The organism is Streptomyces sp. NEAU-W12, assembly GCF_026242095.1.
In the GTDB taxonomy this organism is placed as follows: Bacteria; Actinomycetota; Actinomycetes; order Streptomycetales; family Streptomycetaceae; genus Streptomyces.
This window is the reverse complement of the sequence record NZ_JAPJDM010000053.1, coordinates 1-13,294: the sequence shown is the minus strand read 5'-3', so window position 1 is coordinate 13,294 and position 13,294 is coordinate 1. Positions and strand designations below refer to the sequence as shown.

The 13,294-nt window shown below is 67.0% G+C and carries 12 protein-coding genes and 4 pseudogenes; 12 read left to right on the top strand and 4 right to left on the bottom strand.

The window, feature by feature from the left end; all coding sequences use genetic code 11:
• Positions 1–150 precede the first annotated feature (150 nt).
• Positions 151–537 carry a hypothetical protein gene (locus ORI94_RS34265; protein WP_266082878.1) on the top strand — a complete coding sequence of 129 codons (387 nt, stop codon included), beginning with the start codon at positions 151–153 and terminating at the stop codon, positions 535–537.
• Positions 538–558: 21 nt separating this feature from the next.
• Here the strand turns inward: ORI94_RS34265 and ORI94_RS34260 are convergent, their stop codons facing one another.
• Both ORI94_RS34260 and ORI94_RS34255 read right to left on the bottom strand, forming a co-directional pair.
• Positions 559–1,137: a DUF6461 domain-containing protein gene (locus tag ORI94_RS34260; protein WP_266082876.1), complete on the bottom strand. Its 579-nt coding sequence runs from the start codon at positions 1,135–1,137 to the stop codon at positions 559–561.
• A gap of 185 nt (positions 1,138–1,322) precedes the next feature.
• A pseudogene (locus ORI94_RS34255) lies at positions 1,323–2,094 on the bottom strand (IS630 family transposase); the annotation flags it as partial.
• 298 nt (positions 2,095–2,392) lie between these two features.
• Between ORI94_RS34255 and ORI94_RS34250 the strand changes: the two are divergent.
• From ORI94_RS34250 to ORI94_RS34225, 6 genes are all read left to right on the top strand, one after another.
• Entirely contained in the window at positions 2,393–2,614 is a 222-nt protein-coding gene (locus ORI94_RS34250; RefSeq protein WP_266082870.1) for an acyl carrier protein, read from the top strand.
• Positions 2,615–2,622: 8 nt separating this feature from the next.
• Entirely contained in the window at positions 2,623–3,828 is a 1,206-nt protein-coding gene (locus ORI94_RS34245; protein ID WP_266082880.1) for a beta-ketoacyl-[acyl-carrier-protein] synthase family protein, read from the top strand.
• 47 nt (positions 3,829–3,875) lie between these two features.
• Positions 3,876–5,225, top strand: coding sequence for an acyl-CoA dehydrogenase family protein (locus tag ORI94_RS34240; RefSeq protein WP_266082868.1), 1,350 nt, complete (start codon positions 3,876–3,878; stop codon positions 5,223–5,225).
• Positions 5,146–5,667 carry an acyl-CoA dehydrogenase gene (locus ORI94_RS34235; protein WP_266082866.1) on the top strand — a complete coding sequence of 174 codons (522 nt, stop codon included), beginning with the start codon at positions 5,146–5,148 and terminating at the stop codon, positions 5,665–5,667. Before ORI94_RS34240 ends, ORI94_RS34235 begins: the two co-directional genes overlap by 80 nt.
• Positions 5,668–5,694: 27 nt before the next feature.
• Positions 5,695–6,672 carry an LnmK family bifunctional acyltransferase/decarboxylase gene (locus ORI94_RS34230; protein WP_052412010.1) on the top strand — a complete coding sequence of 326 codons (978 nt, stop codon included), beginning with the start codon at positions 5,695–5,697 and terminating at the stop codon, positions 6,670–6,672.
• Positions 6,673–7,083: 411 nt separating this feature from the next.
• Entirely contained in the window at positions 7,084–7,875 is a 792-nt protein-coding gene (locus tag ORI94_RS34225) for an IS5 family transposase (RefSeq protein ID WP_266082861.1), read from the top strand.
• On the opposite strand, the gene ORI94_RS34220 is transcribed toward ORI94_RS34225, so the two are convergent.
• Together ORI94_RS34220 and ORI94_RS34215 are read right to left on the bottom strand one after the other, a co-directional pair.
• Positions 7,832–8,380 (bottom strand): hypothetical protein, encoded by a 549-nt coding sequence (locus ORI94_RS34220; RefSeq protein WP_266082859.1) that lies wholly within the window; start codon positions 8,378–8,380, stop codon positions 7,832–7,834. The two genes, ORI94_RS34225 and ORI94_RS34220, sit on opposite strands and share 44 nt — an antisense overlap.
• Positions 8,381–8,504: 124 nt before the next feature.
• Positions 8,505–9,913: pseudogene (locus tag ORI94_RS34215) on the bottom strand (NF041680 family putative transposase).
• Between the two features lie 172 nt (positions 9,914–10,085).
• On the opposite strand from ORI94_RS34215, the pseudogene ORI94_RS34210 reads away from it, so the two are divergent.
• From ORI94_RS34210 to ORI94_RS34190, 5 genes and pseudogenes are all read left to right on the top strand, one after another.
• Positions 10,086–10,583: pseudogene (locus ORI94_RS34210) on the top strand (IS6 family transposase); the annotation flags it as partial.
• Between the two features lie 82 nt (positions 10,584–10,665).
• Positions 10,666–10,875: pseudogene (locus ORI94_RS34205) on the top strand (hypothetical protein); the annotation flags it as partial.
• Between the two features lie 128 nt (positions 10,876–11,003).
• Positions 11,004–11,525 carry a hypothetical protein gene (locus ORI94_RS34200; protein WP_266082857.1) on the top strand — a complete coding sequence of 174 codons (522 nt, stop codon included), beginning with the start codon at positions 11,004–11,006 and terminating at the stop codon, positions 11,523–11,525.
• A 293-nt stretch (positions 11,526–11,818) separates the two neighbouring features.
• Complete coding sequence (locus ORI94_RS34195) at positions 11,819–12,811, top strand: helix-turn-helix transcriptional regulator (RefSeq protein WP_266082855.1); 993 nt, start codon at positions 11,819–11,821, stop codon at positions 12,809–12,811.
• 75 nt (positions 12,812–12,886) lie between these two features.
• Positions 12,887–13,294, top strand: a 408-nt coding sequence (locus ORI94_RS34190) for a transposase (RefSeq protein ID WP_266082853.1), incomplete at its 3' end; no start/stop codon positions are given.

The window sequence follows — 13,294 nt, the reverse complement described above, 5'->3', positions numbered from 1 at the left end:
GGGACGGCCAGCAGCTTCCGGGTCACCCTGTACAGCAACGAGACGATCACCATGACAGCATCCCAGCTGCTACCGACGCTCCAGGACATGGGTACACCCCTGCAGCGATGACTTTCCGAGCGGTACAGGCTCAAGGGCACCGGCGCGCCGTTGCACCGGCTTCAGAATGTCAAGCAACGCGATGCCAACCGCCAGGCGCTCTGTGGCAGTAGCAAGTTCACCAAGGACTCGGCGATCACGGACGACTCCTGTGACGAGTTCCCCTTCGCCGCCACCTACGAGAGCGGTGCCCTCAACGGCGTGGACCACGGAAGGGACTGCGCCCAGGTGACCGCTGTCCGCGCCGACACCACAGGTGACAACGCCACCGACTGGCCAGTAATCACTCCTGCCGGCCCGTTCACCGGGGAGGAGAAGTGCGTGCGCGGCCACATTCCCGGCAGCCTCAACTCCGACCTGGGCCGCGCCTATGCACTCCTCGTCATGAGTGCGCGTCTAGCTGACAACGACGGCTTCTGGCTGAGGGTGACCTTCTGACCGACGGCCGCTGCCGACTGGTCAGTCGCCCCGTACAGGAACGACGACCGTCGGTAGCGGCCCCGCCACCTCCTGCGGGTCCACCGCCAGGCCGAACTCGCTCTCCACTGCCTCCAGAGCGGCAGCCGGGCCGGAGAAGTCGTCATCCGGCTCGTCCAGGAAGAAGCCGGCCCGGTCCAGAACCCGGTTGAGCCGGTCCGGCTCCGTCCCGGACGCCGGGTCGACCCTCCCCCAGTCGAACAGGGTAAGAATCTTCCCGTCACGGGCGTGCGCCACGCGAACGGAAGCGGTTATGGGTTGCCACACGGACACCGCTTCCGTGCCCCTGGACAGCTCCTTGAGCACCGGCTCCCTGAACGGGACACCCATCTCCGGGAGCGCATCGAACACATACGCCCACCCCGTCCCCTCCGGGCAGTAGACCCGCACCGCCCAGCTCTCCAGACCGAAGTGCTCAGCCACACCGTCGATGGGATACCGGGGCAGCGGATCCGAGCCGGCGGCACCCAACCGGGCCAATACGTCCGCCTCCCCCAGGCCCCGGACCGCTGTCACGCAGAACCACTCGTCCCCCAGCACATCGAACAACGTGGAAGCCATGACGACCCGCACCCTCCTGGTCAGCATCTGCCTGGCGACCGCCAACGCTACGACACATACCTGAACTCCCGGTGACGAACGCTGACACCATGAAACCGGCAAGGGGCTGGTAGCCGGTCTCCCGGTTACCCGGCCACAACAGACTGAACCGCTCCGGGAGCCTCCATCGAACTTGGAGCGGTTCAGTGGACCGAGTGCCGGTCGACGATCAGGTGGACCTTGTGGTCGAAGTGCCCGACGATCCGGGCGAGGAAGCGGCACATGACCGTCGCGTCGAACGCCTCGGTGAAGACCATGAAGTGCATCCGGCCGCGGGTGCTGATCGCGGACATCGCGTTCACGGAGAACCGGTTCCCCGTGCGGCGAACCACCGGAGTCTTCCCCTTCATGCCCCAGGTGCGGCCGATGACCTGATCCGAGCGGATCCCGACCTGGTCGGCGAACAGGATCTCGCCGTCATCAGCCTTCGCCCGGGCCCAGATCGCCGGCCAGGTCTCCTCGTGCCACGTTCGGACCGCTTCCGGATCCTGTTCGACAGCCCGCTTGTCCGGCCGCTGGAAGGTCAGCCCCCAGCGCTTGAGGCACTTGCCCACCCCGGGCTCGGTGAAGCGGACCCCGTACAGCTTGAAGATCAGCCGACCTATCTGCCCCCGCGTCCACAGCTGGCCCGAAAGCCCCAGGCCGGACGGGGTGTGGTCGAGAACGGCCTGCCGCACGGCGGCCTGCTCGGCCTCGGACAGAACCTGATGTTCACCCGCGCGCCGGCCCCGCAGCCGGGACAACAACGCGTCCCGCCCGTCAGCCTGCCACCTCACCCACCAGTTGTCCACGGCCCTGACCGACACCCTGAACAGAGCGGCAACCTCCACCCGGTCCCGGCCCTCCACGAGGCGCCGACACCGCCAGCAACCGCACAGCCTCCTGCGCGTCCGGTGACCAAGTCCGCGCATCCCCCACCAAATCACTCACACACTGTCAATGAGCCTGAACCCAAAGCGTTTCGGATCAATATGCGGTGCTGAACCATATCGAAATGGGGCAGCGACATAAACCGCATGCCGGCCTTAATTTGGGTAAACGCCCTCTGAGTATTCGAATCACGCAATGCGTGCACATCGCCATGAAGTGACTGATGGTTCACCCATTTGGAGCAATTCGTTAACCTCGAAAAGATCAACTAGCGTTACAGTGCGGGAGATTCATTCCGCACTGTGCGGCAAGAAAGGGCATTGCTATGACTGCTATGTACGATCGCTTGGCCGAGCTGCTGACGAACAAACTCGGTGTCGACGCTGCGGAGTTGCATCCCGCCGCCACGTTCGAGGAACTCGACGTCGATTCGCTCGCCCTCGTCGAACTCACCGACATCATCGAAGGTCAGCTCGGAATCGTCATGGCGGAGGGTGAGATCAGGAAGGGAGCAACGCTGGCCGAAGCCGCGCAAGCCCTCGACATACACGCGGCCGCCGACCGGTGAGCCGTGAAGTGGCCGTGACGGGGCTGGGGTTGGTATCGCCCGCCGGTGTGGGAACTGAACTGACTTGGCGAGGTGTCTGCGCAGGTGTCGGCACCGCCACCGAGGACCCTGCTCTGGCCTCCGCCCCGGTGGGAATCTCCTGCCGTGTCCCTCCGTACGATGCGGACGCCCAATTCGGTGCGGCCGAGGCGTGGCGTCTGGACAGGTTTGTCCAACTGTCTCTCCTGGCCGCCCGGGAGGCAGTGTCCGACTCGGGTCTGGAGCCCGCCCACTGGGACGGAACCCGGGTGGGCGTGGTGATCGGCTCGGCGGCAGGCGGTGTGGCCACCTTCGAAAGCCAGCACGCCGGCTTCCTGGAGAGGGGGCCCAAGGGAGTATCCGCGCTCTTCCATCCCATGGCGCTGGTCAACATGGTCTCCGGCCGACTCGCCATCGAATTCGACGCCACCGGCCCCAACCTGGTGACGGCCACTGCTTGCGCGTCGGGTGCCACCGCGATCGGTGTCGCACGCGACCTGCTGGTCTCGGGTGCCTGCGACGTGGTGATCGCCGGTGGCACGGAAGCCGCGATCTCGCCCACATTCGTCACCGGCTTCGCCCGGATGGGAGCATTGTCCCGTCAGTCCGCGCGACCTTCCAGTGCATCCCGGCCCTTCGACGCGAACCGCGACGGCTTCGTCATCGGCGAAGGAGCGGGGGTACTGATCCTGGAGCGCCTCGACCATGCCCGACGGCGCGGCGCGGACGTACGGGCAAAACTCGTCGGGTACGGAGCATCAGCAGACGCCAGCCACGTCACCGCCCCGCACCCGCAGGGGCGGGGGATTGAACAGGCGATGCGCCGTGCCTGTACGGACGCCGGGTTGCAGCCGGAGCAGGTCGGACATATCAACGCCCACGGCACCTCGACCCAGCTGAACGATGCCGTGGAAGCGGAGGCGATCCGGCGCCTCTTCGGAGCGGAAGTCCCTGTGACATCCACCAAAGGGGTCACCGGTCACACCCTTGGCGCGGCCGGCGCGATCGAGGCGGCACTGACTGTTCTGTCACTTTCCCGCCAGACCCTCCCGCCGACCGCGAACCTGGAACGACTGGATCCCGCCATCACGCTCGATGTCGTGACTGGCCGGCCGCGCCCTGTCGCCACCTCGTACGCACTCACCAACTCGGCCGGTTTCGGCGGCCACAACGTCAGTCTCGCCTTCGCAGTCTGACGCTTGCGGTCCACAGTCAAGACACAGGGAAAGAACACATCCATACCATGCCCTCCAGCACATCCGAGGACCGCGACGAGCTGATCCGGCTGGTCTTCGACGGAACCTTCGACAACGTCCACGCAGATCTCCGCGACACGGTCTCGGATCCGCTCTTCGCGCCGCGCAGCGGGCTCGACGCGACCCAGCAGGGGAGACTCGCATACGACCGGAGCCGCCTCGTCCACGCACGTACCGGGCCCGCGCAGAAAGTCCTCGACGACCCCCTTCGCCTCTTCGCGCTCAGCGAATGGCCGTCGCTGATGGATACGACCACACTGCCCCTGCTCATGAGCCACTACAACCTCTGTCTGGGAACCCTCCTGCACCACAGCGCAGGGCGCGACGACCTCGACGACATCATTGAAGAGCTCGCCACCATGCGGTCGGTCGGCATGCTGATGGTCACCGAACTGGGCTTCGGGAACAACGCGGCAGCGATGCGCACCAGGGCCGTGTACGACCCGCTGGCCGATGAGTTCGTTCTGAGCACGCCGGACCCGCAGGCGCAGAAGTTCATGCCGTACACCGGCATCCAGGACATTCCGAAGATCGCGGTCGTGATGGCCAGGCTTGTCGTCCAGGACACCGACCGAGGCATCTTTCCCTTCATCGTCAGAATCTGCGACGCCGAAGGTCTTCTCCCAGGTGTGCGGGCCACAGCCCTGCCGGACAAACCCGGTCTCGCTCTGGACAACGGCGTCACCTGGTTCGACGGCGTACGCCTGCCTCGCCGCAATCTGCTGGGCGGAGCCATGGGACGGCTCATGCCGGACGGCACCTTCGAGAGCACGATACCCAGCCGGCGACGGCGGTTCCTCACTTCCCTCGAGCGGGTACAGCCCGGCAGGCTCTGTCTGGCCTCCGCCCTCGTCGCGGCCGGGCGTGCCAGCCTGTACATCGCCCTGAGGTACGCGCGACAGCGCAAAACTTTCGCACCGGGCGAGAGCGACGTGCCCGTCATCGCCTACCGAAGCCAGCAGACGGCACTCTTCCGGGCGCTCGCCGACGTCTACGCCATGACGTTTCTCGTCAACAGCACGAAACGCGCATTCGTACGCACCGGAGTCAGCGATGACACCAACCACCTGATCTCCCTCACCAAAGTTGTCAGCAGCTGGTCGATGACCGACGTCCTCACCACCTGCCGCGAACGCACAGGGGCGCAGGGCATGTTCTCCGCCAACCGCATCGCGGACTACATCGCCATGGCCCAGGGCGTGGTCACGGCCGAAGGCGACAACCTGCCTCTCCTGGCGAAGGCGGGCAACGAACTCCTTGCCCACCCCCCCCGCCACGGACACCGGCACCCCCGAGCCGCAGGGAAGGAGCCTGACCGACCCCTCCTTCCACCGTGAACTGACACGGTTCCGCCAGTCGCGCCTGACCGACACCACGGCGTATGCCATGCGCCGTGAGATCCGCGGCGGGAGCTCCCTGTTCGACGCCTGGAACCATCACATCAATGCGGCGCTCACCCTTGCTGAGTCCCGAGGACGCGAACTGGCCCTCGAGGAACTTCACACGGCCGCCACCCAAGCCACCACCCCACGCACCCGTGAGGCACTCGGCCTGCTGGCGGCGCTCTACGGGCTGGGCCTCACGGAGCGGGACGCCGCATGGCACCTGGCCCACGGAACGCTCACCCCACATCAGGTCACTCGTATCCCGACTCTGCTGGAAGCGCTCAGTACCCGTGTGCTGCCCTATGCGGACCTGCTCGTCGACGGGTTCGGCCTCACGGACGAGCTTCTGCGCGCCCCAGCACTCCGCCCAGGGCTCACCGACTTCCACGCCTGACAGTTACCAGTGAAGAGGTACCCTGCCGTGAGTGTGACTCTCGCATCCGCGTCGCCCGTCACCCGCATCGAACAGACCGGCCCGGCGGACGTCCGCAGGCTCGTGACCGTACAACCAGGGATGTGCGGGCCCACCGCACTGTTTGCCGCCAGGGTCGGTGACTGGACCTGGGAAAGCGTCAGCACCGTCTGCGGACTCGATGTCTTCAACGCCCAGGACGCCCAGGGGCGCGCCGCTTACCTGGCGTTCCACTACTTCCGCATTCGCTCCGGAGGCCATCTCACCCCTGAGCGGATCACCTTCGGGGACAGGCTGGAAGTCATCACCCGAGTCTTCTCCCAAGGCCGCCGCTCGGTGCTGACCCTCCACCGCATCCGAAGGCTTCCCCAGGGAGCCACCGAGCTCGACGCCTCGTTCGACCTCGAGGAATTTCACGAACGGCCACGGCCCGACTGCCTGTACGTGGAAAACCTCAACCACTGGCTCACCCGCGGGGCCGGCCACACCAATGTCGGACTGGTGCACACCCCACCTGTCGGCTTCGACCACACGCGCCTCCCGGAATTGCCCGACGTCTACTCACCGAAGACACCGTGCAGACAAGCCAGGGCCGACCATCGTTTTCACGATCCGGCCACGGCCCACTACACCCCGTCGGGCGACCAGCTGATCGTCAACCATCGCGTAGATGTGACACGCGACATCAACGGTGTCGGGCTCATGTACTTCGCCTCGTTCCTCAGCATCGCGGAGGGGGCACTGCTGGAACTCTGGCGTGGCCTTGGCCGGACCGACCGGGCGTTCCTCGACCGTTCGCTCCAGGACATACGGATCTGCTATCTCGGCAACGCCGATCTCGATGCGACACTGCGCCTTCATCTACGCCTCGCGCGCGATCCCGAGAACCAGCACCACGAGCGGGCCGACATCCTCATCCAGGACACTGCGGGCAACCGCGCCCTGGCCGTCGCGTCCTTTCGTGTCCACACCGCAGGACCGCAGTGAGGAGTGGGAGTCGACGACCTGGGCTGGGGGGTCAGCGCCTGCCGGTGGTGACCCTCGCGCACGCACGGCAACGCCCCCGCCCGACCGCTTGAATTCCAGCGATCGTCGCAACACGGGTTCAATCTGCGGCGGGGCAAGCAGTTTAGTAGCTGTTGTCGTTCCGATCTTGAGGGGTGGGTGTCGAACGGGAGTCTCGTTCGGGTGATCGCGGCCGGCCACGGGCATGAAGGCAGGGCCTCTTGGTAGCTCGAGGTTGCGAAGCCGACCGAGATCCAGGAGACCCTGTTGCCGCAGTTGTACGTGCTCGCGCCGGTGGAGTTCAACTCGGCTGCTCCGTCGTGTGATTGTGTCGCTCACCGGTTCGGGAATGCGGCCGATCACCCGGAACGTGTTCGGCGGTACCCCTCGGATATGACGAACGCGGAGTGGGCCGTGGTCCGGCCGCTGCTGCCGGTGCCGGGCTGGCTGCGGGGCCGCGGCGGACAGCCGGAGGCGTACTGCCACCGAGCGATGCTGGACGCTGTGCGCTATCTCGTGGACAACGGCGTCAAGTGGCGGGCGATGCCCAGCGACTTCCCGCCGTGGGACCGGGTCTACGCGTTCTTCCGCCGTTGGCGCGACCACGTGCTGGTCAGAGAGTTCCACGACCGGCTGCGCGGCCGGGTCCGCCTGGAGGCGGGGCGGGATGCCGAGCCGAGTGCGGGAGTGATCGATTCTCAGTCAGTCAAAGCGGACGCGGTTGTCGGCACGGACAGCCGGGGCTTCGACGGCGGGAAGCTGATCAACGGGCGCAAGCGGCACGTCGTGGTCGACACCCTGGGGCTGCTGCTGGGCGTGATGGTCACAAGCGCGGGCATCGGTGACCGCGCCGCCGCGAAGGTGCTGCTGGAGCAGGTGGCCGACGCGCATCACCGGCTGGAACTCGTCTGGGCCGACGGCGGTTACACCGGCAGCCTCGTCGAGCACTGCCCGGCCGCGTTCGCCCTGGTCCTGGCGATCGTCAAGCGAAGCGACGACACGCGCGGCTTCGTGGTGCTGCCCAAGCGGTGGATCGTCGAGCGTCTCTTCGCCCACCTGATGCGAAGCCGTCGCCTGGTGCGCGACTTCGAACGCCGCACCACCAGCGCCGAGGCGATGGTCTACTGGTCGATAACCATGGTCATGACCCGCCGCCTGGCCCGTTCACGCCCGGCGCGAGCGTGAACCGGCCCGGCGCCGGCTCGGCCAGCCAGCCCCGCGCGACCAGACGTTTCGCCTTCGACCGCAACGCCTCCACCTTCGCGGGCACCACGTCCATGCCGAAGGCGGCGGTCATCTCCTGGCAGGTCAGCGGGCTCTGGCCGAGACGGACCCGGTCCGCGAGCGCGGCCAGGACGCGCTGATAGTCCGCCGACAGTGCCGTCCGTGGCAGCCCCTCGTGCCACACCGGAACCTGCGACTTCACCCTCGCCGCCGCGGGCGGTGGCACCTGCACTTCGGCTTTCGTCTCGGCACCGCCCGGTCGTTCGGCGGCAACCGCGCCGGCTGAATTACCGCCCGGCGCGGACAGCACCGCACCTACACGCTCGCGGGCAATCGTCCACTCCAGCCACTCCTGCTCGGCCGCCGCGAGCTTGGCCTGGATGCGGTCGGCCTCCTCGCGCAGCCCATCCACTCGACGACGGGCGGCAAGCTCGTGCTGTTCCAGCAGTCCGACAACCGACGGCATCCGCAACCTCCACGGGAGCGACGAAACGACGATCCATCACTCCCACACGGACACCACCCCTATCCCTGACCAGGGGAAACGAAGTCACCAGACTCGGAAAGACAACAGGCTCTCAGCTTGGCGTTTATCCTCGGCGGGCTTGGTGTTCCTTGATCGACTCGGCACGTTTGACCGTCTTGCCGACGTTGTGGCGTGTGGCCGGTGCTTGTTCTTCGAGCCGGGAGGCCGTCCCGGGCCCGGCTTGGACGGTTTCGGTGCGGCCGCCGGACGAGCCGCCGTCGCGCGGACGTTGCGAAACCCTCGGCGGACGCGGGCGGGGGTGAGACTGCGGGGTGCGGCGGGTCGCTCCCAGGGACGGCGCAGGTCCTCGGTGAGGGGGCGGGCGAGACGGAGCTGAGTGTGGGCGACGATGATCAGCCAGGTCCACAGATCGGCGCTGTCGGCGTGACGGACCTTGGGGGCCGTCCAGCCGAGGGTCTGCTTCATCAGCCGGAAGGTGTGCTCCAGGTCGAATCTGCGGAGGAAGGACTGCCACCAGCGGTCCACGTCCACCGGTGTTGCGGCGGTGGACGAGCACCACAGCCAGACCGGTTTCGGGTCGCGGTCGCCCGGCAGACGCTCGACCTTGAGACGAATCAACGTGCCATGTAGGATGGGCAGTTCCTCTTTGGCGTGGTGTAGCCAGGGGCCTCGGTGGGTGAGCCTGGGGTGCATCCTGTCCCAGGCGATCGTCTCGGCCTTGCCGTAGCGGGTGGTGTCCGTGACCGTGGTGACGTCGGGCTCGTGCCAGCTGTCGGGCTTGGCGAAAGTGAGCACACCGCCGTGCCGGCGGGGCCGCCCGCCCTTCGGGCCGCAGTGGGTCGGGCCCGGGTCGCGGAGCATGACCCGGTCCGAACGCAGGCGCCCGAGCAACGTCACCGGCAGGTCGGCCAGGGCGTGAGTGAGGTAGGTGACGTCGTAGCCGGTGTCCATCACGATCAGGATCTCCGGGTCACCCGGCCGCCAGTGCCCGGCCCGCGTCAACCGCTGAACGACATCGCGCAGTTGGGCGGCGGTGACGAGCGTCGCGTCGTCGGCGGGCCCCAGACGCACGGCGTCCAGCAGGGCGATCCAGGAGGTACGGCCGGATTCCAGTGCGGCGACGAAGGAGTACGGCCAGCCCGGCACGAACTGGTCCGTCTTGCGGTCACCACGTCCGTAGACGTGGCAGAACAACCGGTCGTCGCTGGTCGGAGCATCAGGACGGAGCCAGTTGCTCACGTCCACGGCCAGCACGATCCGGCCGTCGGCCGCCTTCGGCAGCGGCAGGCCGGCCAGCGTGCGGCGCAACCGCGTCGGCTCCAGCCAACCGCGGTCCAAGGCTGCGTACAGGGCGCCGTGCCCGCGCCGGTGCTCGACCGCCAGCGACAGCTCGACCAGGGTCTTCACCGGCCCGTCCGCGCACAGCACCGCGTCGGTGAGCTCGAAGAGCGCATCCGCGCGAGCGTAGAGGCATTCGTAGAACTCGACCCGAAAGCGGGACAACACGTCCAACGCCTCGCCTGCGGGCGCATCGACAGACAGACTCCTACACAGCGGCCGTTCTCTTGTACTTCGTGACTCGACATCTCGAAGCGTGGAGAACGGCCGCCTCCGCTGTCCTGGAAAGAATCACAGGTCAGCAGGATGAGTGACCCGCGATGTTAAACGCCAAGCTCAGCCCGGCGACAAGTGGCATCTGGACGAGGTCTTCATCAAGATCAACGGTGAGCAGAAATACCTGTGGCGGGCTGTCGACCAGGACGGGATGGTGCTGGACATCCTGGTGCAGAGCCGCCGGGACACGGCTGCGGCCAGGCGCTTCTTCCGCACGCTGCTGACGAAGACGGGCGGGGTGCCGCGGGTGATCGTCACGGACAAGCTCCGCTCCTACGGCGCGGCCCACCGCGAGGTCATGCCCTCCGTCGAGCACCGTTCACACAAGGGCCTGAACAACCGGGCCGAGAACAGCCACCAGCCCACCCGGCAACGAGAACGGGCGATGAAAGGCTTCCGCAGCGTGGGCGCCGCGCAGCGGTTCCTGGCCGCGTTCAGCGGCATCTCACCCCACTTCCGGCCCCGCCGCCACCTGATGACCGGCACCCAACACCGCGCCGAGATGACCGTCCGCTTCGCTATCTGGGAGCAGGTCACCGGCGTCACCAGCCGGCCCGCCGCGGCCTGAGCCCAGGGCCGGCACCCGGCCCCACCACACCTCGACACCCCGTCAGACACCCGCACACCCAACAACGTGACAACGCCCGGCCCCGGCCTCCCGCACCTACTACGACCGCCAGCGAGCCCGCGGCAAGACCCACACCCAGGCCCTTCTCCGCCTCGCCCGCCAACACATCAGCGTCCTGTTCTCCATGCTCCGCGACGGCACCTTCTATGAACCCCGCGTCCCCAAGGACGTCGAACTCGCCGCCATGACCCCAGCGAGTCGAACCGTCCCAACCCGAACCCAGGCGCCTTGACGAAATACATAAGAGGCACCCCCCACTTGTCTGGGATGGGATATGCCGACCGGCCACGGCACTCTTTATCCGGCCGATGGCGATGAGCTGCCTTCGGCGCATTCGGTGACGACAATGAGGGGAAAGAGATGTCCATACGAAGAAAAGCCATCGGGATGCTGGCAGCAGCAGCCGCTGGTCTGACGGTGGCGGGGGCTCCGGCTGCTGTTGCGGCCCCGTCTGCGGCGGGCAACGCGGTCACGGCCTCTGTATGGCGGAACATCGCCCTGACCGGGACCTACACGATCCGCGACGACGAGGGCATCTTCGCCGCCGGTACGTACTGCAGCGGCAACGTCGCCTCCGAGGGCTGGGTGAACGAGGTCCGCACGCCGTCGGTGTGGTGGGAAACCACGTGCGGGGGCGAGATCCGTGTGGAGAAGCACGTATCCGCAGAGACGGACGCCAACGGCGGAGTCATGATCCATGTGACCCTGCAGTTCTACGAGGGCACGAACGACACCAACACCGACCTCGACGCCGAGTACCACTTCAACCGCTACGTCCCCGCAGGACAGACCTCGACGGTCAGCGAGATCACGCTCCGCAACGGGGAGAACGGCGGCAAGGACTGGGCGAAGCTCAACTTCGTCCTGCACAACAACCGCTGACGCCGTATTGGGGCGTCGGTCGCGCGCCTCGGAACACACGCGATTCCCGGGCACGGTAAGCGGAGGCACAGCCACCTGCGCAAACCGGGCCCGGGAACCGCGGTACACGCTAGCCTCGGACCATGAGGCGCTACGGGGGAGTAACGCGGGTCGGCGGGATCGGGGACGCTGCGGCGCGGGGGGTTCAGTCCGCGCGGAACGTCGAGGATTTCTTCGGAACGGTGAAGCGGGTCATACAGCCTGTGCTGAGGTTCGACGTCTGTGCCTGTGTGACCGTGGATCCGCAAACGTTGATGAACACCGGCGGTGACTATCGGGACGGCCTGCCGTCCGCCATGATGCCGCGCATGCTCGACATCGAGTACCGCGAGGGAGACGCCAACGACCTGTCGGATCTAGCGGCCAGACCGACGCCGGTGGGCTTGCTCAGCCGGGAGATGAGCGGAAACCTCGACCTCAGTCCCCGGTACCGGGACATCATGCGGCCCCTGGGTTTCCGCGACGAGTTACGTGTGCTGCTGCGGGACCGCCACGGGGCATGGGGCGCCCTGGTCATGGGCCGCGGAGACGACGTACCCCCGTTCGGCTCCTCGGACCTGGCTGTGGCGGCGTCGCTGGTCCAGCCGCTGGGAGCCGCACTGCGTCGGCTGCACCTGACACGGCTCGCCGAGGAAAGCGCCTCGGCGGTGGCGCCGGGACTGGCGCTGCTGGACGGTGACCATCAGGTGGTTCATGTGACGCCCACCGTGGCCATGTGGTTCGACGACCTGGCTCATGCCAACGGCGTACCGTCCGGTGGCCACGGCCACGGCCACGGACTGCCTCCCGCCGTGTATGCGGTGGCAGCGGCGGTGCAGGCTCCCGGGGCCGCGGCCTCCCACACCTCGTGGATGCACAGTCGCAGGCATGGCCGGGTGCGGTTGCACGCCTGGCGCCTGGACGAACCCACGACGACCTCGGCCCGCACCGCCGTCGTTGTCGAACAGGCCGGTCCCGCCGAGCACATCGCGCTGATCGTCGCAGCATACGGACTGACCCCTCGTGAGAGGGACATCACCGCCCTGGTACTGCGGGGGCAGTCTACAGCCGACATCAGCCGTAATGTCGGCTTGTCGCCATACACGGTCCAGGACCATCTGAAGGCGGTGTTCAACAAGACGGGCGTCCGCAGTCGGCGTGATCTGGTCGCCGCTCTCTTCGCCCGTCATTACTCGCCGGACGTAGCGCCGGCCGTATCCGCACCACAGCGTCGTACCCCGTCCCGGCCCACCGCGGAATCCGGATAGGGTCCAAAGCACGGTCCATGCAATGTGAACCGTTCCGGGTTCGGTAGAGACTCGATTCCGTGAAAGGATTGAGTCATGGCACGTCCCTCCTCCTATCCCGTTGAGCTGCGCAAACGAGCGGTCCGTATGGTCGCCGAGGTTCGTGGTGACTATCCGAACGAGTCGGCCGTGCTGCGGGCGGTCGCCCAGAAGCTGGGCATCGGTTCGGCCGAGACCCTGCGGAACTGGGTGAAGCGCGATGAGGTCGACTCCGGGAAGCGTCCGGGGACGACCACGGAGGAGTCCGCGCAGATCAAGGCGATGAAGAAGGAGATCGCCGAGCTGAAGCGGGCGAACGACATCTTGAAGGCCGCGGTGGTGAGGTCAATGGGTCGGTGCAACATCCCAGGTAGAACTGCTGCTGGAGGTGTTGCTGGGTGGCGAGAATCGGGCGTCCGGGGCTGTCGGACGAGCAAAAGCGTGAAGTGTGGCGACGGTGGCGGG

Excerpts from the sequence above, each read along its gene's own strand:
- ORI94_RS34260 (WP_266082876.1), bottom strand. The coding sequence starts at position 1,137 with ATGGCTTCCACGTTGTTCGATGTGCTGGGGGACGAGTGGTTCTGCGTG.
- ORI94_RS34240 (WP_266082868.1), top strand. The coding sequence starts at position 3,876 with ATGCCCTCCAGCACATCCGAGGACCGCGACGAGCTGATCCGGCTGGTC.
- ORI94_RS34195 (WP_266082855.1), top strand. The coding sequence starts at position 11,819 with ATGAACACCGGCGGTGACTATCGGGACGGCCTGCCGTCCGCCATGATG.
- ORI94_RS34225 (WP_266082861.1), top strand. The coding sequence starts at position 7,084 with ATGACGAACGCGGAGTGGGCCGTGGTCCGGCCGCTGCTGCCGGTGCCG.
- ORI94_RS34220 (WP_266082859.1), bottom strand. The coding sequence starts at position 8,380 with ATGCCGTCGGTTGTCGGACTGCTGGAACAGCACGAGCTTGCCGCCCGT.
- ORI94_RS34200 (WP_266082857.1), top strand. The coding sequence starts at position 11,004 with ATGTCCATACGAAGAAAAGCCATCGGGATGCTGGCAGCAGCAGCCGCT.